This is a genomic window from Stenotrophomonas sp. 704A1 (genome assembly GCF_030549525.1).
Lineage (GTDB): Bacteria > Pseudomonadota > Gammaproteobacteria > Xanthomonadales > Xanthomonadaceae > Stenotrophomonas > Stenotrophomonas tuberculopleuritidis.
This window is the reverse complement of the sequence record NZ_CP130831.1, coordinates 4,370,985-4,394,891: the sequence shown is the minus strand read 5'-3', so window position 1 is coordinate 4,394,891 and position 23,907 is coordinate 4,370,985. Positions and strand designations below refer to the sequence as shown.

Annotated in this window: 17 protein-coding genes and 1 pseudogene; 9 read left to right on the top strand and 9 right to left on the bottom strand. The window is 66.6% G+C overall.

All coding sequences use genetic code 11. The features are described 5' to 3' along the window. The first annotated feature begins 49 nt into the window (after positions 1–49). From yidA to Q5Z10_RS20055, 3 genes are all read left to right on the top strand, one after another. Positions 50–883, top strand: coding sequence for a sugar-phosphatase (gene yidA / locus Q5Z10_RS20065; protein WP_303637094.1), 834 nt, complete (start codon positions 50–52; stop codon positions 881–883). Positions 884–1,047: 164 nt separating this feature from the next. Beyond that, on the top strand, positions 1,048–3,183 hold the full coding sequence (locus Q5Z10_RS20060; RefSeq protein ID WP_303637093.1) for a serine/threonine-protein kinase: 2,136 nt from the start codon (positions 1,048–1,050) through the stop codon (positions 3,181–3,183). Continuing rightward, positions 3,180–3,764, top strand: coding sequence for a hypothetical protein (locus Q5Z10_RS20055; RefSeq protein WP_303637092.1), 585 nt, complete (start codon positions 3,180–3,182; stop codon positions 3,762–3,764). Before Q5Z10_RS20060 ends, Q5Z10_RS20055 begins: the two co-directional genes overlap by 4 nt. Here Q5Z10_RS20055 and Q5Z10_RS20050 read toward each other — a convergent pair. The 4 genes from Q5Z10_RS20050 to Q5Z10_RS20035 form a co-directional block, all read right to left on the bottom strand. Beyond that, complete coding sequence (locus Q5Z10_RS20050) at positions 3,748–4,290, bottom strand: phage tail protein (protein WP_303637091.1); 543 nt, start codon at positions 4,288–4,290, stop codon at positions 3,748–3,750. The two genes, Q5Z10_RS20055 and Q5Z10_RS20050, sit on opposite strands and share 17 nt — an antisense overlap. A 35-nt stretch (positions 4,291–4,325) precedes the next feature. Further along, positions 4,326–7,121, bottom strand: a complete 2,796-nt coding sequence (locus Q5Z10_RS20045; RefSeq protein WP_303637090.1) for a hypothetical protein — start codon at positions 7,119–7,121, stop codon at positions 4,326–4,328. Beyond that, complete coding sequence (locus Q5Z10_RS20040; protein WP_303637089.1) at positions 7,118–7,435, bottom strand: hypothetical protein; 318 nt, start codon at positions 7,433–7,435, stop codon at positions 7,118–7,120. The genes Q5Z10_RS20045 and Q5Z10_RS20040 overlap by 4 nt, the downstream gene beginning before the upstream one ends. 120 nt (positions 7,436–7,555) lie before the next feature. Further along, a complete protein-coding gene (locus Q5Z10_RS20035; RefSeq protein ID WP_303637088.1) occupies positions 7,556–8,164 on the bottom strand; it encodes a hypothetical protein in 609 nt (202 codons plus the stop codon). A gap of 278 nt (positions 8,165–8,442) precedes the next feature. Here Q5Z10_RS20035 and Q5Z10_RS20030 point away from each other — a divergent pair, with 278 nt between their 5' ends. The 4 genes from Q5Z10_RS20030 (at position 8,443) to Q5Z10_RS20015 (ending at position 14,382) form a co-directional block, all read left to right on the top strand. Further along, on the top strand, positions 8,443–9,954 hold the full coding sequence (locus tag Q5Z10_RS20030) for a sigma 54-interacting transcriptional regulator (RefSeq protein WP_303637087.1): 1,512 nt from the start codon (positions 8,443–8,445) through the stop codon (positions 9,952–9,954). Positions 9,955–10,190: 236 nt separating this feature from the next. Next, entirely contained in the window at positions 10,191–11,126 is a 936-nt protein-coding gene (locus Q5Z10_RS20025; RefSeq protein WP_303637086.1) for a ComEC/Rec2 family competence protein, read from the top strand. A gap of 353 nt (positions 11,127–11,479) precedes the next feature. Beyond that, positions 11,480–13,798: a TonB-dependent receptor gene (locus tag Q5Z10_RS20020; protein WP_303637085.1), complete on the top strand. Its 2,319-nt coding sequence runs from the start codon at positions 11,480–11,482 to the stop codon at positions 13,796–13,798. A gap of 209 nt (positions 13,799–14,007) precedes the next feature. Then, positions 14,008–14,382, top strand: coding sequence for a hypothetical protein (locus Q5Z10_RS20015; RefSeq protein WP_345783973.1), 375 nt, complete (start codon positions 14,008–14,010; stop codon positions 14,380–14,382). On the opposite strand, the gene Q5Z10_RS20010 is transcribed toward Q5Z10_RS20015, so the two are convergent. Continuing rightward, complete coding sequence (locus Q5Z10_RS20010; RefSeq protein WP_303637083.1) at positions 14,379–18,725, bottom strand: AAA domain-containing protein; 4,347 nt, start codon at positions 18,723–18,725, stop codon at positions 14,379–14,381. The two genes, Q5Z10_RS20015 and Q5Z10_RS20010, sit on opposite strands and share 4 nt — an antisense overlap. A gap of 96 nt (positions 18,726–18,821) precedes the next feature. Next, a pseudogene (locus Q5Z10_RS20005) lies at positions 18,822–19,094 on the bottom strand (magnesium chelatase subunit ChlI family protein); the annotation flags it as partial. A gap of 364 nt (positions 19,095–19,458) precedes the next feature. Here Q5Z10_RS20005 and Q5Z10_RS20000 point away from each other — a divergent pair. Further along, complete coding sequence (locus Q5Z10_RS20000) at positions 19,459–20,031, top strand: hypothetical protein (protein WP_303637082.1); 573 nt, start codon at positions 19,459–19,461, stop codon at positions 20,029–20,031. A 50-nt stretch (positions 20,032–20,081) separates the two neighbouring features. Next, positions 20,082–20,639 carry a hypothetical protein gene (locus tag Q5Z10_RS19995; protein WP_303637081.1) on the top strand — a complete coding sequence of 186 codons (558 nt, stop codon included), beginning with the start codon at positions 20,082–20,084 and terminating at the stop codon, positions 20,637–20,639. Positions 20,640–20,959: 320 nt separating this feature from the next. Here the strand turns inward: Q5Z10_RS19995 and Q5Z10_RS19990 are convergent, their stop codons facing one another. From Q5Z10_RS19990 to Q5Z10_RS19980, 3 genes are all read right to left on the bottom strand, one after another. After that, positions 20,960–22,465 carry a YifB family Mg chelatase-like AAA ATPase gene (locus Q5Z10_RS19990; RefSeq protein ID WP_303637080.1) on the bottom strand — a complete coding sequence of 502 codons (1,506 nt, stop codon included), beginning with the start codon at positions 22,463–22,465 and terminating at the stop codon, positions 20,960–20,962. Between the two features lie 145 nt (positions 22,466–22,610). Continuing rightward, complete coding sequence (locus tag Q5Z10_RS19985; protein ID WP_303637079.1) at positions 22,611–23,099, bottom strand: cold-shock protein; 489 nt, start codon at positions 23,097–23,099, stop codon at positions 22,611–22,613. A 46-nt stretch (positions 23,100–23,145) separates the two neighbouring features. Next, positions 23,146–23,502: a hypothetical protein gene (locus Q5Z10_RS19980; RefSeq protein ID WP_303637078.1), complete on the bottom strand. Its 357-nt coding sequence runs from the start codon at positions 23,500–23,502 to the stop codon at positions 23,146–23,148. Between the last annotated feature and the right edge of the window lie 405 nt (positions 23,503–23,907).

Sequence of the window (23,907 nt, the reverse complement as noted above, 5' to 3'; positions counted from 1 at the left end):
AGGCCGGGGGCTGTCCTAAAATGGTCGGCCCGCATGCAGGTTGAACAAGATGGACATGGGTCGCAGGCAATCGACCATCGAACTGGTCGCCATCGATATGGATGGCACCCTGCTGGACCCCGCGCACGCCCTCACCGCGCGCGTGAAGCAGGCCATCGCCCAGGCACGCGCACTCGGCGTGCATATCGTGCTGACCAGCGGCCGACCGGTGCCGGGCCTGGCGCCGTTCCTGCATGAGCTGGGCATCGAGGGCGATGATGACTACTGCATCGCCTGCAACGGTGGCCTGGTGCAGCGCATCGGCACGCGCGAGACGGTGGTCGCCTATCCGCTCAGCTTCGACGATTTCCTGTACTGCGAGCAGGTGGCGCGCGAACTCGGCGTGCATTTCCAGGCGCTCGACAGCGAGCGCATGTATACGCCCAACCAGGACATCAGCATCTACACCGTGGCCGATTCGCACCTTTCGCGCATGCCACTGTCGTATCGCCGCGTGGCCGACATGGATCCGGGCATGTCCTTCATCAAGCTGATGATGATCGACGCGCCCGACGTGCTGGATGCGGCCATCGCGCGCCTGCCCGCGGCTCTCACCGAGCGCTTCGCGGTGCTCAAGAGTGCGCCGTTCTTCCTGGAAGTGTTCGACCACCGCGCCGGCAAGGGGCCCAGCCTGCAGAAGCTGGCCGAGCACCTGGGCATCGACCGCGCCAACGTGATGGCCATCGGCGACCAGGAAAACGACCTGACCATGCTGCAGTACGCCGGAACCAGCGTAGCAATGGGCAACGCCATCGACGCGGTGAAGGCGGTAGCGCGCTTTGAAACCGCCACCAATGCCGATGAGGGCGTGGCCAAGGCGATCGAGACCCACGTGCTGCGCTGAGCGCGAATCCTCGAATGTGCCTGCGCTGTTCATTTTCCACGATTCAAACCGGTGCAGCCGCTGGCGTCCGGTGTCTGTCCTCCGCGTTCGTGACGGCGTGAGTCGCACGGCTTCCGGGGATGGCTGATTCTCAGTGCCTTTCCGTGATCGGGCAGGGGGCACTGATGGAAACGCAGGACAGACCGCAGCGGCGGCATTTTTCCCACTATCGCATCGGTGCGGTGTTGGGCGAGGGCGGCTTTGGCCGGGTTCACGCGGCATGGGACGAGCGCCTCGCACGCGACGTGGCCATCAAGTTCGCCACGGCAGGCGCGCACGGCAACGCCGAACTTCGCAGGGAGGCACAGCAACTGGCAGCGCAGCGCCATCGGGCGTTCGTGGCGGTGCATGCACTGGAGGAGCACCGCGGCGAGCTGGCGATCGTGATGGAGCGCATCCGCGGCAGTACGCTTGCTCAGATCCTGGCGCTGCACGGCCGGATCGCGCAGGCACCGGTGATCGAGCTGGGGGCCGAAGCGGCCGCCGCGCTGGCGGTGTCGCATGGGCTGGGCTGGGCGCATGGCGACCTCAAGCCCTCCAACCTGATGCTGGCTGACGACGGCTCGCTGCGCATCCTCGATTTCGGTGCCGGCGGCGCTCTCGATCCACAGCAGACGATGCAGGCCAGTCCCACCGAAGAGGGCGGGGGAACGCTGCGCTATCTGGCCCCCGAGCGCCTGCTGGGCGCGCGCGCCAGCGCGGCAGCCGATATCTATTCATTGGGCCTGGTGCTGTTCGAGGCGCTGCGCGGTGCGGCCACCGACGAGGACCCTGCGCCCTGGCCGCTGCTGCATCAACGCCTGTTTGGTGATCGCCGCGGGCGGCGGCTGCCGGCGGGATTCGATCCGGTACTGGCTGCGTTGATCGAGCGGATGACACGCCACCGCGCGCAGGACCGTCCGTCGAGCATGCGCCAGGTGCACGACTGCCTGCGCGGACTGCAGGCCGACAGCCGGCAGGCCAGCTCGGCCTGTGCGCGTCGCTGGCGCGTGGCGGCACGGGTGGCGGTGCTCGCGCTGGTGGTGTCCATCGGCCAGGACCGGGCGGGTGTTGCCGATGCGGTACCCGCCGGTACGCGGTCCGAGGCACAGCGGGCCGACCCGGTTGCCGAGGCCGAGCGCCTGCTCGCCGACTTCGATGCATCCGGTACGCTGGCACAGGCTACGACCGTGCTGGAAGGCGCGCTGTCCCGCCACAGCGGCGATGCGACGGCGGCCTCGGTGCTGGCCATCGTCTACTGCCTGCGCTACGCCGGTGACGAACGTGACGAGGTGTGGCTTGACCGTGCGCGCCAGGCTGCGGCGCTGGCCGAGCAGCAGGAGCCGCAGCTGGCCGTCGTGCAGGCCTCGCGCGGCTGGGTCGAGGAATATCTCGGCAACAGGACCGATGCCGAACAGCACTACCGGCGCGCGCTGGCGCTGGATCCTGGCAGCCGCTACGCGCTGCTGGGGCTGGCGCGCCTCTATGCCGGCTGGAACCGTGGTGCGGAAGCACGCACCGTGCTGGATGAAGCGATCCGTCGCCACCCCGCCGAGCGCTGGTTCCATGACACGCTGGGTGGGCTGCTCTACCAGCAGAACGACCTGGCCGGTGCCGAGCGCGCACTGCGCAGGAGCATCGCGCTCAAGCCCGACGGCGTGCAGGCCTATGTCAGCCTCAGCGGCGTGCTGCTGAGGGCCGAGCGCAGTGAAGCGGCGCTGCAGGTGCTGCAGCAGGGCCTGCGCCATGGCAGCAACGGCCGCCTGTACGGAAACCTGGGCACGGTGCTGTTCGCGCGCGGTGACTATGTGGAGGCCGCCAACGCGTTCGAGCGGGCGATCTCGCAGGCCAGCGGCAGCCCCAACGATTATTTGAAGTGGGCCAATCTGGGGGATGCGCTGCGCTGGTTGCCCGGCCGCGAGGCGCAGGCACATGCCGCGCACACGCGCGCGCTGCAGATGACCAGCGCGCTGCTGCAGCGCAGTCCGGGCAGCCCTACCCTGGGCAGTCGCAGCGCGCTTTATGCCGCACGCGCCGGCCAGCTGCCGCTGGCCCGGCAGCGCATGGCCGAGGTGCTGGGCAAGGGTGCCGACAGCGCCGATATCCGCTTCCGCGCGGCCATCGTGGCCGAACTGTCGGGTGATCGCAGCCAGGCGCTGCAGCACCTGCAACGCGCTATCGCCCAAGGCTATCCGCCGAATATGATCGCCAGCGAGCCGGACCTTCTGGCTCTGCGCCGGGACCGGCGCTATCACCAGATCATTACAGAGGAAGTTCAGTGAGCGCCATTGACGTGGAAGCGGATGCTGCAATCATCCGGGTGAGTTTCGATATCGAGCAGATCAGTTCCGATCTGGTGTGGCGGGCCGCAGAGGTCAAGAGCAACCGCGATCTGTTCGCGGCGATCGGCCGCTACGCCGGAGCGGTGCACCTGCGCCAGGATGATGCGGTCACCGTGCAGGTGACCGCATACGGCGCTGAGGATTCGCTGGTCACCATCAACGTGATCGATGCGATGCTGTACACGGTGCCGCATACCTCCGGGGGCGTGTTCTGCGCGCCGTCGCCGTTCTCCAAGGTGCGCGCCACCATGCCGGTCGGGCAGTGGTCCGCCGCCGAGATCCACCACTGCCACGAGCGCAAGGTGAAGCTGGCCGTGCAGACCTCGCTGGCACCGCTGCAGGTGGTGGAAACGGACGGGCGCTGGAAGCTGTCACTGATCATCACCGTGCTGATCGACCGCTATGTCGGCAATCAGAAGGTGAGCGAGATCCGGGTGTTCTCCTTCGATCCGGAAGCCGAGGTGGGGTCGGGTACCGAGCCGCCCACCCAGACCGGCAATCCACTCACGCAACGCGGATGATGTAGTACACGGCCATGTTGCGGGCGCGGGTCTCGTGGCTGCTGGTCCGTGCCGAGACCGGGTCGGAGGTCGACGCGCTGTTCAGGGGCGGGTCGCACGCCAGCCCCTTGTCGCCGGCCAGCGCCTTCTGCCCGGGCGTGTCGTAGGTGTGCTGATGCACCTGCAGCGCATCGTGCTGGATCGACCCGACGCCTGCATAGTGGCCGTCATCACTGGCATGCCTGCGCTCGGCGGTATCCGGATCCACCCCGGCGCCATGGTCGACGCCACGCACGAACAGCCCGCGCAGATCGGGCAGGCGGAAGACCCCTTGAGCGGGGTCTCCGCCGTAGCGGTTGCCGAGCACGGCATGCAGATCGGGATATCGTCCGCGCTCCAGTTGACGGCCATCGCAGGCCATCCAGCCCAGCACTTCCAGCAGCGTACCCTGCTGCTCGTCACCGGGCGGAGCGGGTACAACGGCGCCCTCGGCAGGGTCGGGCCAGGCAGGATTGGGCGTCGATGACACGTAGGCCACATCGCCCATGTAGAGGCACACTCCCCCAATGGGAACCGCGCCGATCATGGCATCCCCACGAATGCAGGCAGTGCATCGCCATCCTGCAGCACGCTCAGGTCGGTGGGCAGCGTCAGCGACCATGCTTCGCCTGGCGGTGGCGACTCCGGCGACGCATTCACTGATTCCAGGGCAGCGACCAGATCCAGATAGCGCTGCGTGGACGGAAGGCGCGGATCGATGCTGCCCAGCGTGCTCTCGAACACCGGCGCCATCGCATCGTGCCCGCTCCACAGCATGCCCGAGGCCAGGAAGTACAGGACAGCACGTTCGTGCTCGGCCGACACCGGCAGCAGTACCCGCGCGCAGCGAGCCTGCAGGAAAGACGTGAAAGGCGCCGGCGTTGCGTCCATGGACAGCACGGCCTCCGGATCATCGATGAGGGTGTAACTCATCTGCGACCACTCAAGCGCGCTGGCCATCCACAGCTGCAGGGACGGCGCCAGGCGCCCACCTTCTGCGTACTCGCCGGTGTTGCGGTCGGCCCACTGCAGCAGGATGGACCGGCCGGCGCGCGTGAGCTCCTGGCGGATGGCGCGCTGTTGCGACTGCGGATCCACGCGGGCGCCCGGCGCGACGCCGGCGGCCTGCAGGTAATCGGCGCGGCACTGCCGGTAGCCGAGCTGCAGGCGCCCGTACAGGCGGGCTTTCCATGCCGAAAGATGGGCGTCCATGCAGGTCAGCCCAACCTCGATGTTGATGCCGTAGCTGGCTTCTGCAGTCGCGGTATCCACCGGCGCTGCGATGGATACAGGAAGCCACCCGGTCTGCCCGGCCAGGGTGACGCTGACGGTGCTGGGTGATTCCATCAGCGCGAAGCTGGCCGCGCCGACGTAGCCATCGACACGCAGGCTGGCCGGGTGCGCGGCACGTGACAGGGTCGCGGTTGCTGCGGCATAGCCTTCCGGCAACGCGATGCGCTGGCAGGTCAGGGCCGCACCAGCATCAAGGGTTGCACAGGCGTAGGCGGTGGCTGCCGGCGGTTCCTCCTTCAGCTCTACCCCATAGCGGGCGCACAGGCTGACGTAGTAGCACTCGCTGGTTGGGTCCAGCGAGATGTCCTGCGCGTTGTGCAGCCCCAGCTGTGCAGGCGCCAGCGGCTCTGCCAGGTCGATGCCCAGCTGTTGCCGATGCGCGGTGATGAAGCGCTTGGCCGGTGCCGGCACGAAGTACTCCAGCATCAGACGGCGGCCGACGCGCTCGATCCAGCACTCGAAGCGCGCATCAAGCCAACGGTAGATGCCGCGCTGGTTGCGCTCACGCCCGCGCCGGTTGAAGCACTGTGACGCCTCACTGCGACGCGAATGGTGGCGGCGCTCCAGGCGCTGCTCGGTCAGTTGGCTGGAAAGCCGCTGGGCACCGCGCTGGGTGATGTTGCGGGCCAGTTCGCGATGCTGGCCCTGGCGCTCCCGCACCGGCGCATCGCCTACCGGCGACATCGTGTACGAGCCCGTCTGCTTGCCCTCGGTAGGTGGGCCGTACTGTGTCACGTAGTCGATCTGGAAGTGCTCGCGCACGGCCGCATTCACCTGCGCGTCCAGGGTCAGGCGGCTCCCTTCCTGCACGGTGTCCTGCGCGTCGTCCTGCTGCTCGCGGGCAAGGTGTTCCGATCTGGTGGTCAGAAGATCATGCTGCGCACGCACCTTCTTCTCATCGGCCATCACGTTCTCAATGTGGCTGATCGCCCCCAGCGTATAGCCAAGCAGCCGGCGCTTGACCTGGCACAGTTCGCCGATGGCATAGGGCAGCAGCGCGCAGCTGTCCTGCTGGCCCGGCGGCACGGCGCCGGCGGCCGGCAGCGGGAACACCGGTGCCGGCAGCACCAGCGTGGCCTGCAACGCAGCCCGCAGGCGCTGCGGCGTCCATGCTGCGTCGTGCGGCGCGTCGCCGAGCAGGGCCAGGTGCTGCAGCAGCTGCGCGGCGCGCAGGCAGGCGATGAGCTGTTGCAGCGTGGTCAGCGCGTAGCCGGCAATGCAGCAGAGCGCGAAGACGTTCTGCCAGGCACGATCGACGGTGTCGTGGAAACCGGGCGACGCAAGCCGTTCCACGATCTCCAGCCAAGGGGCGTGCCACTGGTCGCAGGCCAGTGCGTGCAAGCCCTCAACGGTCGGCGGATCCAGTTCGAGCGCCGCCTTCGAGAACGTGGCGAGGGCAACGAAGTCCGGCCCGAGGCAGGCCGGATCGGCCGCCCATTGCCCCTGGTAGGGTGGCTGGTCCTGCACGAACGCCAGGGCCTGCTCCAGCATCGCCTGGCGGGCGCCGGCGCCGGTGCGGTCGATTGCCGCCAGCACCTGGTACAGCCGGGTGACGTCCACGTCGGGGGACGCGTCGGCGTAGAACATGAAGCGATCGAACGCCGCCCGTGCCGGCAGCGCGGGCCAGTCGCGCAGGTGGATGAACGGAAACAGATCGCCGATCTCCTCGATCAGGAGCTGTCCGCTGCTCTCATCGTCACCCTCCACCGGGGCCGGCGGCGGCGGGCAAGGGGTGGGTGGCACCAGCATGACGTCATGCACCGTGCCGTCGGGACATTGCAGCAGCGCCAGCAGCAGCGACCCCGTTGCCGGATTGAACGCCAGCCGGCCGGCCATGTGCAGGTCCCGATCGTGCGGACTCCTGGCGCTGAACGGCAGCTCGGTGCAGGTCACATCCAACTGCTGGGTGGCGATCAACTGGCCCAGCCAGGACACCCGGACCGTGCAGGTGGACCCGTCCTGGCCCAGCCGCCAGCCGATCTCCACGTGCCAGCGCTGATAGCGGTCGGCATCGTCAAAGGGCTGCGCCTGCCGGACAGCGCTCATGTCTCCGCCCCGGAGATCTGTGCTGCGGCGGTGAAACCGCCCGGGTACCGCGCATCCAGCAGCCACAGCTGGACGCTGCCGTGGGCATCGGTGCGCAGCTCGAACCGGCCGCTGAGCAGCAGGGAGCCGGTGTGGCCGTCGCGCAGCGAGAACGGAAGCTGCACCCGGACGGCGCTGGACAGCGTCGTGCGCAGGATGATGCCGCTGTCACCCGCTGCGATCAGCGAACGGTCGATCAACTGCAGTGCAATGGTGAAGGTTCCGGGCCCGGTGCGGTCCCAGTAGACGCAGATGCTGGCACCGTCGTGTGGCATCCACATCTGCGGGGGAAGGACAGGCGGCTTGCAGAAAGAACAGTTGGACATGTCGGCAGGCTCACGAAAGCGGACTGCATCGGAAAAACGGGACGGAGCGCACTCCGTCCCGTGCGGGGGTCAGGCCTTGCTCAGGGCGTATCCCTTCCACTTCGAGCCGGTGACCGTCAGCACATCCCCTTCCAGAACTTCGGTCTGGGTGATGCTGATCTCCTCCTGCACCAGGCGCTGGCCCTTGTAGGTGAACTGCGAAACCACCGCCACGTACAGACTGGCGCGCACGTCCTCCATGAACAGACCGCCCGGCCAGATGATCTGCGGCTCATAGATCGCATCCTGGCCACGCAGGATCGACGCTTCCACGCCGATGCTGTAGTTGTTCTTCACGCGCACTTCGTTCAGCACCAGATCGTTGAACGACTGGTTGATGACTGCCCCGTTCGCGCGCCGATCCTGCGACATCACGCTGTCGATGGTGAAGGCGGCCGAGGTTTCGGCGAAGGCCACCGGCTTGGCCGACGTGTCCAGGTGCTCCGGACGGCTCGGGTCGTTGGAGTAGCGCGCGTGCAGGCTGAAGTCGTCGGGCACTTCGACGATGGAGCTGCCGCCCGGCGGCGGCGCTGCGATCTGCCAGGCGATGGTGGCCAGGGTCGGGTTGTTCACCGGCTTCTGGAAGATGGCCAGACGAACGACTTCGGCGGTGTTGTTGACCAGTACGATATTCGACATGAGCTGATTCCTTTTCCTTGGGTGAGTGAAGTGAGGTGCGTCTGCGCCTCGGGGATTCCCTGATCAATTTCCGTGCCAACTTTTCAGCCCACCCGGATCGTGGGTTTCAGCGGGAATATGCCTGCTTGGGGCCTGTCGGTCATGTCGGCCGACACGTCCGACATGTCGGAAACTGCGATCCTCCCCGCAGTCGCACCGGCAGACCTCGGTTACGATCCGCAACTTGGACGAACGGGGGCGGGGACATGCGGTCGAACAGGAAGGATCGGGAAGCCACGGTGGACACACCTGCCGATGTACTGGCAGCGCAGCCACGGAAGCTGCTGGGCCTTACCGTGCTGTGGCATCCGCAGCGCCAGCGCATCGGCGAACAGGCCGTGCTGATGTTCGACGGCGACCGTTGCGAGGTGCACCGCAACGAACCCGATTTCCAGCGTGCGGGCAGTGACGTGGGGCAGGCGCTCGATCACCAGAGCATCTCGCGTACGCCGATAGGGTTGCGCCGCAACCGCGATGGCAGCATCACCTTGCAGCGCGGTGCCAGCGGCATGCATTTCGAGGTGGATGGCAACGTGGTGCCCCCCGATGCCGCTACGGACGTGGTGCTGAGTGAGCAGCGCCTGGCCAACGGTGTGGTGCTGCGCCTCGGCAGCAGCGTGCTGCTCTGCCTGGGGCACGTCGGGCTGGTGCCATCGCCGCAGCGCGACAGCGCGCTGGCCGGTGTCGGTCAGGCGATGGCCCGCGTGCGTTCGGCCATCGCGCAGGTGGCCAGCACCGACCTGCCCGTGTTGATCCTGGGCGAGACCGGCACCGGCAAGGAGCTGGTCGCGCGGGCGATCCATGCCGCCAGCGCCCGCGCTGGGCAGGCACTGGTCAGCGTGAACATGGCCACGCTGGGCGAATCGCTGGCGGCTGCCGATCTGTTCGGTGCGTGCAAGGGTGCCTACACGGGCGCCGTGGGCGCACGCAAAGGTTTGTTTGCCGAAGCGCATGCGGGCACCCTGTTCCTGGACGAAATCGGTGACACGCCGGCGCAGGTGCAGCCGATGCTGCTGCGCGCACTGGAGACCGGCGAATACCGGCCGCTGGGCAGCGCACGCACAGAACGTGCGGATGTGCGGCTGATCGCCGCCACCGACAGGGACCTGTCTTCGGCAGGCTTCAACCAGCCCCTGTTGCGCCGGCTGGAGGCCTACGTGATCGTGATGGCCCCGCTGCGCGAGCGGCGCGAGGACATCGGCGTGCTGATCGCGCAGGGGCTGTCACGCCTGGGCGGCGACGACACAGCCTCGCCCGAGCTTCCGGTCTCGGTCATCCAGGCACTGTGCCTGCACGACTGGCCCGGCAACGTGCGCCAACTGCAGCACCTGCTGCGGCGCCTGCTGCTGGCGGCGCAGGCGGGAGAAGCGCTGGACATGGTCGATCTGCTGGCGCCGGTGGCCGAACCTGCCGCCGTGCCGGACGTCGTCACCGCGCAGCGCGATGTGGGCGCTGCGATGCGCTATCGCACGCCCGCGACGGTAAGCGAATCGGAGCTGCTGGCTGCGCTGGAGACGCATCAATGGTGCGTGCGCAAGGCCGCCGAGCATCTTTCGCTTTCACGGGCATCGTTCTATGCACTGTTGTATGCCTCGCCGAAGATCCGCCGCGTCGAAGCCATCCCGTTTGATGAAATCGACGCCGTGGTACGCAGTGCGCCTGCCGACCCGGCTGTGTGGGCATCGCAGCTGCGCACTCCGCGCGAGTCGCTGCGTCGGCACGTGCAGCAGCTGGGCCTGCTGACGCGCTAGCGCGCGGCAGCGGTGCCGGCAACGGTTGGCACGGATCATGCGTCAAGCCCTGTTGACAGGTAGCCACCTGTCACAACCACACAAGGGGCAAGCACATGATACGGATCGACATTGTCGGTCGCGGGCTGGTTCTGTCTGCGATCCTGCTCTTGAATGCCTGCAGCACGCTGCCGGGGCCACCCTCACACTCTCCACCGCCGTTGTCACCACCGCCTGCATCCACCTCGGAGCAGACGATGGCGGTCAGTGCCATCGACCCGGGAAGACTGGTGATCCACACCCTGCCCATCGGCGCGGGCAACTGCCAGATCGCCCAGTGCCCGGCCGGTAACAAGCTGATCATCATGGACTGCGGCTCCGGTGGTGCCGGCAGCCAGAACTGGAGTGCGGATGACGCCCGCACCTATGTGCATGGCCTGGTGAACGCCGCCACCGAGATCGCGGTGACGGTCAGCCACCCGCATGTCGATCATTACCGTTACCTGCCGCGCGTGCTGGACGACCTGCCGGTGCGCAACCTGTACATCTCCCGCCAGCTGTCCAGCTACAACGCGGATTTCCGCAACTGGGTCCATCAGCAGCAGGTGCATGCAGGCATGAATGTCATCGCCTATCCCGGCTTCTACGCCTCCACCACGCCCGAGGCCGCGCTCGGCTGCTGGGCATCGGATGGGCATGGCGGGGTGCACAACGAGGTGGCCAGCTACATCCTCGGGGTGAACACCGGCACCGGCGCCAACGAAGGCAGCATGGTGGTGGCCATGCGCTATGGCGGCTTCCAGACTACCTTCACCGGCGACATGACCGCGGCCACCGAAGCGCAACTGCATGTACCGGCCGGGCTCGGTACCCTGCGAAGCAGCGTGCTGACCGGCCCGCACCATGGCAGCGAAAGTCACGGCAGCAACAGTGCGACCTGGGCTGCCGCCACGCAGCCGGAGCTGGTGCTGTTCAGTGCCGGGACCCGGTTCCACCATCCCCGCTGCGCGGCGGTGGCCGCTTACTGGGGTTACGTGGGAGCGAACAGTCCCGGCCATACCTTCCACTGTGGCGACAACGGCGGATGGACCAACGTGACCAACACGCGCAATGTCCTGACCACCGATTCCAACGGCCTGATCCGGGTGGTGGCCCATCCGGACGGTACGTTCAATTTCGGTTGGGGCCTGTAACGGCCTGCGGGGCCCCCGCGCTGCACGATCCATCGCTGTGAGGATCGGGTGCGGGGGCCACCGGTGCATCACCCGGCTATACCCGGGGATAGCCAGGCCATCCCTGCGGACAGCGACGCTTTCCCAAGGCGCAATGGCGGCCCATGCAGACAGCTGCAAGAATGCCGCACGTCGAAATCAACGCCATCGCACGCCCCCGCAGATGACCTGTTGCATCTGCCGCTGACAGGCGCACACCGCGCGCCGCCAGCACGCCTCCGCAATCGCATCTCCAGCCAGCGCAGCGCAGCCCGCTGCAGCGCCGCGCTGGGCGTGAGCCTGCGCCACGTTTCCCCCGCAAACCGGATCTGTCCATGAACACCCCAGCCACGACCCTCCTTGCGTTGGCGATCGGCGTCGCCCTCGTCATCCCGCTGCACGCCGCCGCGTCCAGCGATGGCGCGCACGATGCGCCCACCACCCTGAACGCGCTGCAGGTCATCGCCACCCCACGCGGCGCGGCCGTTGCCCCCACCCAGGTGGTCGGCCCGAACCGCTACCGCATCAACGCCACCGACCTGGACGCAATGGTGACCGGCAACAATGGCCTGGCCATGCTCAAGCAGGTACCCGGTGCCAGCTACACCGCCACCGATGGCCTCGGCCTGGACATCTCCGCCACCAGCCTGTTCGTGCGCGGCTTCCGCATGAATGAAATGGGCGTCACCTTTGAAGGCGTGCCGTTGAACGACAGCGGTTTCCTCTCGCTTACCGGCACCAGCGTGGTCAATGTCGGCGTGCCCGATGGTATCGGCTCGATCACCGTCAGCCCGGGTGGCGCACCGGTCAGCGTGTTCTCCAGCAGCGTCAACGGCGGCAGCCTGGAATACCGTCTGGCCGAGCTGCAGGACAGCCCCAGCCTGCGCATCAGGCAGGGCGTGGGCAGCAACAACACGCTGGTTACCACCGTCTCCGGCCAGAGCGGCCAGCTGGGCGAACACGGCCCGAAGCTGCTGGTCGATCTGCAGCGCGTCTCGGCCGACAAGTACCAGGGCGGCGGCACCCAGCACTTCCTGCGCGGCGATCTGAAGGCGCAGCAGGAGGTGGCCTGGGGTGACTTCACCGTGTTCGTGTCCGACAGCAAGGCGGCGGTGTGGGGTTACAACAACATCTCCTTCGATATGATCCGCACGCTGGGCTGGAAGGCCGACAGCTTCTATCCGGACTATGCGTGGGCGTACTACGTGGCCTCGCCGGAAAACGCCGACAGATCCTGCGGCGCCTACACCTGCGGTGAGCTGTCCGAGCTGATCCCCTACGACACCGGCCAGGTGACCCGCGACCGCGTCGCCTCGATCAACCACCGCTTCCAGATCACGCCCGCACTCAGCGGCAACGTGCAGCTGTACAACGCCAACAGCCACACCCAGGCCACCCTGACCGACCCGACCGTGCCGTCACCCAACGGCCCACCGTTCTCCGAGCAGGTACAGACGCCGCATCTCAACCGGCTGGGTGGCATGTTCAATCTGCAGTTCGAGGCCGGTGTGCACACGTTCACGGCGGGCTTCTGGCAGGAGAAAAGCAAAGCCGCGGCAAAGACCGAGTGGTACCAGCAGCCGCTGCTGGGCGAAGGCAGGCCGCTGAAGGCCATCGGCCCGTTCGATGTGTACGGGCCCGCATTCCAGACCGACAATCAGTCGAGCTGGGTGACGCGCTCGCGCCAGTTCTACCTGCATGACGATATCGCGTTGGCCGACACGCTCACGCTGGGCGTGGGCTTCAAGGCCGTGGACTTCAGCACCCGCGGCGGTGGCATCGGCGATGCGCCGGACCGGCCGGTGAACGGCATGCTGCGTGCCAGGAGCAACTTCCTGCCGCATGTCTCGCTGTTCTGGAGCCCGACCGAAAAGACCGATGCCTTCATCGACCTGGCCAATACCATGAACGGCTATCGCGTGGCCCAGCGCGGCAACATCGGCTACACCGCCTCGGCCTGGACCATCACCGACCAGGAAGAATTCGACCGTGTGGCCGGCACGCTGCGTCCGGAGAAGAACTGGAACCTGACCGTCGGTGCCAGCCACCGCTTCGACGGGCTGACGGTCACCGCCGATGTGTTCTACAACGATATCCGCAACCGCCTGCTGTCGGCGGCGATCGGCACCCAGTTCGCGCAGATCAACACCGTGCGCCTGATGCCGAAGATGCATGTCATTGGTGCCGACCTCGGCATCACCGCCGACCTGACCGAACACCTGCAGTTCTACCAGGGCATCGCCGTTGCCCGTTCGTACTACGACAGTGATTTCGTGGTGGGCGATACCGTGTACCCGATCAAGGGCAATGCACAGCCGGGCTACCCGCAGCTCTCGCTGGTCAGCGATCTATCGGCGCACGTCGGTGACTGGCGCTTCGGTGCCACCAGCACCTCCTACCTGCGCCAGCCCTTCACCTATGAAAATGACATCCGCGTGCCGACGTTCTGGCAGGTCAACACCTATGCGGCCTACAGGCTGGGCGAGCACAGCGTGCTGCCCGGGCTGGAGCTGCGGCTGGACGTGAGCAACCTGTTCAACCGCAACAACATCGGCACCGCCACCATCGCCGGCTCATCGTTCTCGGGGGACTACCAGACCCTGCAGCGCAGCGCTCCACGGCAGCTGATGTTCAGCACCTCGATGGCCTTCTGAGCAGACCCCCACCGCCGCATCGCACGCGCGGCCGCCAGCTCCGGTAGCGCCGGGCCATGCCCGGCGGAATCCCTCCGGCGCCGACGCACGCCACCAACCCAGGCCGGCATCCACAACGCGAGGCCCTTCCGCCGCACTTTGCACAATCCGCAGCGATATCCGCGCATCAACGCAAGGTTCCCACAATGTTGCCGGGGCATGCTGTCCCCATGGCCCAACCGTCCCCCCAGTCGATCCCGCTTCCACTGCTGCGCCGGCGCGCCAACGGACGTTCGCGTCCGGTTCCGTTCGCGGCACCGGCGGTCGACCTCAAAGCCGAATACCAGTTCTGGCAGATCTATGACCGCGTGGTCGGCCCGCTGCCCGGGGGCGGGCTGCGGCCGGCCTGGCTGGTGCTGCAGAAGGTGTATCGCGACCGCGTGCGCTTCCCCGCCGATACGCATCCGGAGGCGCTGTCGCGGGTTCTGTTCGGCGCGAACATGACCGCCGAACGCGCCGCCGAACTGGAAGCGCTGTACGGACTGGTCAGCCGGCGGCTGGCGGCAGTGGCACTCCGCGACCGGGCCGCCCGCAATACGGCCTAGCCGCTCTTGCAGGGCATGCAGATGCGGCCACTGCCGCCGGCACCGCCGCGCAGGTCCGGGTCGAAGAATGCGTCCTGGTCGCGGATCTGCCCGCAGCGGCTGCAGACCTTCTTTTCCTTCGACTCCAGCCCCTGCACCTGCTCGATCACCTGATCGACCGCGGCCGAACGGATCTCCGTGCCGGCCACTTCAATCAGGCGATACAGCCGGTCGGACAGCGTCTGCACCGGATCACTGCCCAGGTTGAAGCGGTTGATGCGCAGGAAGCGATAGCCGTAGCTTTCCAGCGTCAGCTGGCGCTCGACGTCGGCCTCCACCAGATAGCGCTCGTGATTGCCCACGTGCACCGCTTTGTCGCGGCGGAAATGGAACTCGAAGCCGTCGTACTCGATGACGATCTGCAGCGCGCCGCGCACGGTCTGCACGGTCACCAGGAAATCCACGCGCCACGCCGGGTGCTGGTAGGTCGGGTCCAGCTGGCGCAGGTAGTCGCCCACCGGGAACTGCGGAATGATCTCCACCGCATCGCCGTGGGCCTGCACGAACGGCGTCTGCTGCAGCCAATGCAGCACCTTGGTCTCCATCGGGCTGCGGGCATCGGTCTGCGCGGCATCCGGCGCAGGGCGGTCCAGCTGGCGGGCGTAGTAACGCAGCGCCTGGCCGATCGCACCGCGGAAGGCCTCCACAGGCATCGAATGCACGATCCAGATCGCCTCCTGCGCGCGGGAGAAGCCGACATTGAGCCGCTGCACCTTCAGCTTGTCTTCCACCGCGTCGACCGCGCCACTCAGGCTGACCGGGAAGATGTAGTTCAATGCATCCTGTCCCGCAGTGGCGACCATGGAATAGAAGATCAGGCCGCGTTCCTCACCCTGGCAGGAATCGACGGTCATCACCTTCAGGCGCAGGCGCTCTTCGAACTCGCGCCCGCGCGCGTGGTTGAACAGCGCCCTGGACAGCAGCGTCTGCTGTTCGCGGAAGGGCGTGATGATGCCAACGGTCGGCGGGGCATCGCTGTCGAGCAGCTCGACCAGCCGTTCGACGATGAACGCTGCCTCGGCATCGTTGGTGCTGCGACTGGTGCGGTGCGCGCTGGCATCGACCTGGCTGAAACGGATCACCTCCTGCAGCGGCCGGCTGCGGATCTTCAGCGCCTGCAGCTGGTGGTTGTAGAAGGTGGATGACGAGAAGCCGATCAGCTCGGCATAACTGCGGAAGTGCTTGCGCAGCATCACCGAGTAGGACGCCGACAGCGAGCAGAACTCCAGCACCGAGCGCTTCACATCGAACATGGCCAGCCGCTCCAGCACGTCGGCCTGCTGGCTGACGTTGCTGCGGAAGTAGTTCACCAGGTCCGACCGGTACTTGTCGTTCAACGCGATGCTGGCATTGGCCGCCTTCACGTTGGAGAACTGCTTGGAGTCGCCCAGCACCACCACCTTGCGCGCACGCAGCAGCGCCGGCAGTGCCTGCGCCACCGACACCTGCGAGCCTTCGTCGATCACCAGCACGTCGAACAGGTCCGGTGCCAGCGGCATGTACTCGCCGAACTCGCGGATGCTGGCGATCATCACCGGGAACGACTCGCGCACGCTCTCGAACTTGTCCACCGGGAACTTCTGCCGATTGGCGATCACGCCGGCCAGGGCGCGTGCATCGGCACGGTGGTGGTCCATGAAGCTGATCAGGCGCGCATCCACGTGCGCGTTCATCACCGAGGTGTTGAGGCGTTCCAGCTTGCTCTTGGTGCCCACGTAGTCGTACTGCGGTGCCTCCACGAAGGCCCTGCGCGTGGCCATCCAACCGTGCAGGAAGCGCAGGGTCAGCGCCCACAGCGTGGGATCGTCCTTCGGCTCGGCCAGCAGGGCGTGCACGATGGCCGGGTTGAGCCGGGTCAGCAGGGCCATGGCCTGCTGCGCGACCGCAGCGCCGGGGCCCGGCGCGGCCGCATGCGCGATCTGCCGGTAGCTCGCGGCCAGTTCGGCGCCCAGGTCCTCGGCCTGCAGCTTCATGCGCAGTGCGTTGGCGTCCTGCACGATGCCGTGCAGGCGTGCCGCATCCTGCCGGAGCAGCAGCGGCCGGGTGGTCTTCAGCTGGTTGAGCTGCAGTTCCAGTGCACGCACCGCGCTGCCGCGCAGCAGATAGCCCAGCACCGGCATTTTCAGCTGCTGGTATTGCAGCAGCAGGCTGCCCAGCAGCCGCAGCTGATCGGCATCCAGCGATTCGAACAGTGCCCAGTCGGCCACCGCACGCTCGGCCAGGAAGGCGGTCACCACCGCATCGCGGCGGATCCGCTGTTCCAGCGTGGCCGGGGTGTAGTCGGTGCTGCCGAACAGATGGGCCAGGTAGGCCTGCAGCACGTCGGCCTGCGCGGTCACCGCCTCCAGTTCGGGCAGCACCTCGGCGTCCATCACCGCATGCACCTGCTGCAGCACCGCCGGCGCGCGCTCGCCCAGCTCTGCTTCCTGCTCATGCATGGCCTTCACTGCGGCAAGCGACACCCGTCCCAGCGTCTGCACGGTACCGTCGATGGCCTGCCTGAGCATGCTCGCGGTGTCCTGGCGCTCGCGTTCAAGCGCGGGCTGGTTGGCCTTCATGGCCTTGGCGAAGGCCGAAATCTGGCTGACCGTGCCGGTGGAGGTCAGGCGCTTGAAGTTGGCCGCCTGCTGGCCCAGCCGCAGGATCGGGTTGGGGAAATCACGGTCGTGGCGGACCCGGCTCATCGCATCGGACAGCTTGTCGTACACCACATCCAGCGCTTCGGTCTTGTCCGACAGCACCAGGCAGCTCTTCTTGTTGAACGCGCAGTCGGCCGCGATGGCGGTGATGGTGTGCGACTTGCCGGTACCCGGCGGGCCTTCCACCACCACGATGCGGCCCTGCGGCTCGCGCACGGCCAGCAGGATCCTGCGCTGTTCCTCGTTCAACGGAATGGGCGAATCGAACACCATGCGGTCGACCAGCGGCAGCGCATCCCAGGCGGACTCCACCTGCTGGCCGATCGGCTCGGGGTTGCGCATCAGCACGCCCTCCACCATGCCGTGGAACAGATCCACCAGCTTCGACCCACCATTGCGGGCCTGGTCGATGATCTCCTCGAAATCATTCAGCAGCGCCTCGTCGGCCCGCTCGAATGCAGCCAGGTGCAGGGCCGGCGACAGCGCAACGGTGGCGGTCGAGGCCTCGCTGGCCGACGAGGACAGCGAGACCTCGCCACCCAGATCGACCGCATTGGCGACCTGCCGGAACAGCGACGCCGCCACCTCGAACAGGCTCTGTGCCGGGTCGATGTACTGGATGCGTTCCTGGATCGGCGACACCCATTCGCGGGCCATGCCGGTCGCCAGTTCCTGCAGCACGAAGTCGATGGCGCGGCGGTTGGCGAACAGGCGGTTGGTCAGGGTGAGGGTGTAACCGGAACCGTCCTTGGTCCGCACCACGTCCAAGGGCAGGTAGAACACCGGGTACTGCACGCCCGCGTACTTGAGCGCGCCCACGTACAGATAGAGCTGCAGGCCATCGCCGGTGGCGACATAGGTTTCCAGATCCCGGAACTCGTGGAAGGCATCGGCCGCCACGAAGTTCTCGAAGAAGGCGATCAACGCGCTGATCGTGCCGTCGCGGGTCAGCTGGTGCTCGCAGGCCTGCTGCAGCGGCAGCTCGTCGCCCGTGGCCAGCAGGCGGGCCAGCACCTCCGGCAGCGTCTGGTGCAGATCGACAACGGCGCGGCTGACCAGGTCCGATTCGGCCGCGTGCAGCGAATCCATCACCCAGTACGCCTGTCCCTGCAGCGGGCCGGCCAGATGCGCGATCAGTGGCCGCACCACCTGCACGCACATCGCATCGACCAGGGCGCCCTGCACCGATTCCACCCAGGCTTCGGGATCTTCCAGTGCGCCGGCCATGCTGGCGCGCGCCTTGTCCAGCACGGCCACGCGCACCGTGGCGATGGCGGTCTCGTTGATGGCGTTGACCTGCTCTTCGACAATCCGGCGCAGCGTCGCGCTGATCGGCCGGGTATAGCTGCGCGGCCCGATGGTGAAGGAAAGCTCCTCGCCCGAGGGTCGGCTGATCAGCTTCCACAGGTCCCGGTCCAGGGCCGGGTACGGCGCGGTGCGCATGCCGGCACGGAAGCCGGAATCGCTGGTCAGTACGATGCGGCGACGCGGTGCCTGCGCGCGCTTGAAATCCGATCCGAGGAAATCGCGGAAATACTGCGAGATCCGTACCGCGATCTCGCGCATGCGGGTTTCACCCAGGGGCGCCTCGCCACGCGTGGCGGGTGACGGCCGCGGGTCCGGCGCGTTGGCGGTGGGGGACAGCGGCGGCGGCAGAGTACTCATCGATCGGCAGGCATGCTGCTGACGGATCAGGCAGCACAGAAGACAGGGGCCTTCATGGTCGCATGCGCCGGCGGTCGCGGGGAGAGGCGTCAGCGCCTACGCGCCGGGCGTACCGCGGTCCAGCTGCCGGTAGCCGATCGCCTCAGCCAGGTGCGCGGTCTGGATGGTCTCGCTCTCGGCAAGATCGGCGATCGTGCGCGCCACCCGCAGGATGCGGTGCATCGCCCGGGCTGACAGCTGTAACCGCTCGATGGCCTGTTCCAGCAGGTCCTGGTCGGCGTCGCCCAGGCGTGTACACGCACGCAGCGCTGCCGGCGGCAGATGGGCGTTCAGCCCGCCGCGTGACTGCTGCCGCGCATGGGCATGCACAGGCGGCAGGCCAGCGGCTGACATTACCCGAGTAGTTCTTCAGAGCATCCCTAGATACGGGGCGACCGATACTTGCCGGTGTGAGAGGACTACATGGCTTGTCGAACTATGCCGGTCGTCGCCGGCTTAGTTGGTGACCAGGAAGGCAGGCATAGTCTGTGCAAAAGACACCAAACTTCCTGCTCTCCCCAGAAGCGTGCACTGCTGCACGAAATCTGTCATTAGCTTGCTCTAGGATTTGCCGATCCTCGGCAGGTCCGGGGAGGAAGTTCGTTCCGTGCATTAGGGATTGATGCCGGACACAGTCCCTTGGCCGGATTTGCCAACCGCTGTTCACATGGAGTGTGCACCAATGGCGTCAGCCATGTCTCTGCGCAGCCACAAGGCTGCCGCGATCGTCTCTTTATGCTTGGCATTGGGGGGGCTATCGACTGCAGATGCAGCCACCTACTACGGTCCTCTCTACAAGGTTCAGTCGTTCCGCGGGGTTGGCTCGTTTGAGAGCGTAGGTGCGGCGGTCAACTTCCTGGTTGGGAAGATCCAAGCCCCTTGCCAACAGGACCCCAAGTGCACCAAGCCGCCCGTGGTCACGGTCCGCTACGGAAACGACAATTGGGCGGCAGTGATCTACGTGAATGGAAAGGCGAGCGATAAAGTTTTCGCCTCCGAGATCAGCGTGGGGCAGCCTCAGAAGAACTTCGGAGGCTGCCAAAAACGTTGCTCTGCAGGGCTTGGCTTGGCCACGGACGGAACTGGCGCCCGTGCCACGAGGAACAGCGCTGCCGCAGCCAATGCCCATGACCCAGGCATCCCTTTCGAGAGGGACCCGATCAACACGGCGACCGGCAACTTCTACCGGCAGGAAGCCGATTACGAGTCCCCTTCTGGACTGATGTTCCGTCGCTTCCCTCAAAACCGATCACCTATCAGAGGATGAACCACGAGCGCCCGGTGATCATTCCATTCTTCTGAGCATTCATAGACCATATGAAGACAAGAAAATTCGCCTTGGTTGGACTTGGACTGCTGGCCGCAGCCGCATGCTCTGCGGCGGGAAAGCCTGGGGTCGACTACGTATCAAAAGTGTTCCGCGACGGAGCGTACCTTCCTCATGCCTATAGTGAACATGAGGTCCTGCGCCGGTATGGAGAGGGCGATAGGGTAGTAGATGCCTCGGGTCTAATCCGGCGTAGGTACCGGGACCCAACCACTCAGCTGGAGGTGATAGTCACCTCCAACCCTGACGTTGAGCCGAAGTTCCGAACAATCGATGAGATTCGCGTCTCATCGATCACCGCCGATCGGCCATCCTCAGCCCGTGTTGAGGGCCTGAAGAGCCTGAGGCTAAAGGGGGTTGCGATCGGTGATCCAGCGTCCAAGGCGCTCAGTGCTGCGCGTGGATACGGCTCGATGGACGCTGCGCGAGCGAAGCTGGGTTCCTTTGACGTTGAACGCGTCTGCGGCTTCGCGGAAGGTGGATCCAACATATGCTTCTTCACCCGAGATGAGAAAGTCGTTTCAATGGCGGTGGGGTTCGGCCCTTAACGCACGCCCGTAGCCGCTTCAAAGAGAGGGCGCTCAGGTGGCCGCCCGCAAGAGGCTGGCGTTGGAGACGACATCCGCTTTCGGCCAGAAGAAGACTCGGCATCGAACTCGATACCGAGTCCCGCCCTCAAGCCCCAATGTTTCGGTGATGCTCGTCGCAGCCCTCTTACGAATTTGCCGGGGTTGCGTTGTTCTGAGTGCAACGTGATGAGAGCTGACCCTTCTAATTCATTGATTGAAAATCAAAACTGAAGTGCCGCCTTCGTCGTCTGTCAGTCGCATGGCTTTGGTTTAGTCACACTGACTTTGAAAATTGTCACCTACGCGCCGGGCGTACCGCGGTCCAGCTGCCGGTAGCCGATCGCCTCAGCCAGGTGCGCGGTCTGGATGGCCCCGCTCTCGGCAAGATCGGCGATCGTGCGCGCCACCCGCAGGATGCGGTGCATCGCCCGGGCTGACAGCTGCAACCGCTCGATGGCCTGTTCCAGCAGGTCCTGGTCGGCGTCGCTCAGGCGTGTACACGCACGTAGCGCTGCCGGCGGCAGATGCGCGTTCAGCCCGCCGCGTGATTGCTGCCGCGCATGCGCGCCCACTACGCGGGCGCGCACGGTGGCGCTGGGTTCGCCCAGCGGGGTGGTTTCGCGCAGTTCCGCCGCGTCCATGCGCGCCACGCTGATATGCAGGTCGATGCGGTCCAGCAGCGGGCCCGAGACCCGCGCGCGGTAGCGGCTGATGCGCTCGTCGCTGCACAGGCAGCGGTTGCTGCGGTCGCCGGCCCAGCCGCACGGGCACGGATTCATCGCCGCCACCAGCTGGAAGCGCGCCGGGTACTGCACGCTGCGTGCCGCGCGGGCAATACGGATGTGACCAGACTCCAGCGGTTCGCGCAGCGTTTCCAACGCGCTGCGGTTCCATTCGGGCAGTTCATCCAGGAACAGCACGCCATGGTGCGCCAGTGAGATCTCGCCAGGGCAGGGCGGGTTGCCGCCGCCCACCAATGCCGCTGCACTGGCACTGTGGTGCGGCGCCCGGAACGGGCGCTGCCGCCAGCGTGTCGGGTCCAGGCCATCGCCGCTGACCGAGGCGATGGCCGCCAGCTGCAGGGCCTCGGACTCGTCGGTGTCCGGCAGCAGGCTGGGCAGGCGCGAGGCCAGCAGGGTCTTGCCGCAGCCGGGGCTGCCGATCAGCAGCAGATGGTGGCCACCGGCGGCGGCCACTTCCAACGCCCGCCGCGCCACGGCCTGACCGCGCACATCGGCCAGATCCGGCAGCGGCAGCGGTGTGGTATCCACGCGCTCCACCGGCGGCAGCAGGCGCGGATTGCCCAGCCCGGCGCAGCATTCCAGCAGCGTGCGCGCCACGCGTACATCGGCGTGCTCGGCCAGCGCTGCCTCGGCGGCATTGCCGGGCGGCACCACCAGGATGCGCCCTGCTTCAGCCGCTGCAATCGCAGCGGGCAATGCACCCGCCACCGGCCGCAGCTCGCCGGTCAGGCCAAGTTCGCCGAGGAATTCGTACTGCAGCAGCGACTGCGGATCGACCTGGCCGCTGGCGGCGAGGATGCCCAAGGCAATCGCCAAGTCGTAGCGACCGCCTTCCTTGGGCAGGTCGGCCGGTGCGAGGTTGAGGGTGATACGCCGCTGCGGGAAGTCGAAGCGCGCGCAGAGCAGGGCGGCACGCACACGCTCGCGCGACTCGCGCACGCTGGTCTCGGCCAGGCCGACGATCTGGGTGACCGGCAGACCGCCAGAAAGATGCACCTCGATGCGCACCAGCGGGGCATCGACCCCGGCGCGGGCACGGCTGTGGACCAGCGCCAGGCTCATGTGTGGCTTCCTGCGGAGGAGCGCTTGATGGTGAGGGGGCAATCTGCGGGGCACCATCGGGACTTGCTGGTGAAGCGACTCGGGAGATTCCGACAGATGGTTGCGTTCTGCCTCACTCTCCTTTGCGGCAAACTGATCTCTGCAATCAACGACGCGAGCGAGGCTCAAACGCGCAACGCTGCCCACCAGGCACCGCCCCACCGAAGCGCCCAAACCGCGCCTCAACCCACGACGGCCCCGCACGCTCCACCAGCAGCCGCCCCCGGCTCTGGTGCAGATCCAGCCAACGCTCGAAGCTGAGACGCAGGCGCTCGATATCCGGCGCCCGCCACCGAGCATCGGCGGGCATGCGGATCAGCACGCGTGAAGGGGCGTTCTCCACGTCCATCACCAGAACACCCTTGCACCGGATCTCGAAGGACGTCACCCCGGCATAGCGCGGGTGCAGCTCAAAGCCTTCCTTGGCCTTTGCGGTCACGAAGCCGAGCGCATCACTGTGCAGCGCCCGGTAATCAGCCGGCTGCAGCTTCTGGTAGGTCCACACCTGATCGCCCGCTGGCTCGGGCCACCCCGCCCATACCGTGCCGATCACCACGATGCACACCGCCGCAGCGGCAAGGCGGTGCTTGCTCATGCATCACCCCGCGCACAGGCAGAACGGAATATCCACGAGCACATCTTCACTCGCGCGGCCGCACGCGTTCGTGGATGAAGGCCGTGAGTGCGATATCGGCCATCACCAACCCCTCCATCACACGATCGCCCACGTACTGTTCGGGATCACCGTTCTGGCGCGTGCGCTCGGCCGCCAGCAGGATCTCCTGCACGATGCGCTGGCCGGTGAGCGCGCAGTCGGCGTCGGACAACTGCATCTGCCGGCTGCGCAGGTGGTGGCGCTCGGGCCACGGCTGGCCGTCGGCTGCAGCACCGGCGCCGATGCTGTGCAGGATGGCGATGAGGCTGTTGGGGTCGAGGGCAGGTCCGGGTAACGGCGCTTCCTGGATGGGGTGCGGGGGAGGGGAGTGCGGCGTGGTCATGGCTGGCTCCGTGCATGCAGGCAGAAGCCGCCACCGATAAAGGTGGCGGACGATGCGTGGCTCGAAAACCGGATCACTAGACAATGCCGGCGGGTACAAGACCCCCACGCACCGTCCGCCGTAGCCGGCAGACGGATTGCCAGCCGGCACCACGCGTGGCGGTACCGGCTGGCAAGCGTAAACAACGTCTAGTGAATCGGGTTTTCGACGCCCGGCCACCCGTTGTCGGTGGCTCTACCAGAGTTGCCTGATGTTGTTGGAAATGCCAAGGGGGTAGGGTCAATGCCGCCAACGCCCAGGACGTTTTTGGCATTTTGGCATAGCGTGGGGTGGTCCAAGATCCTTGTGCTGCGGGAGGAACGACACTTCTGGGACCGTATCGTCAGATCCTTTAGTCAAAGGGGC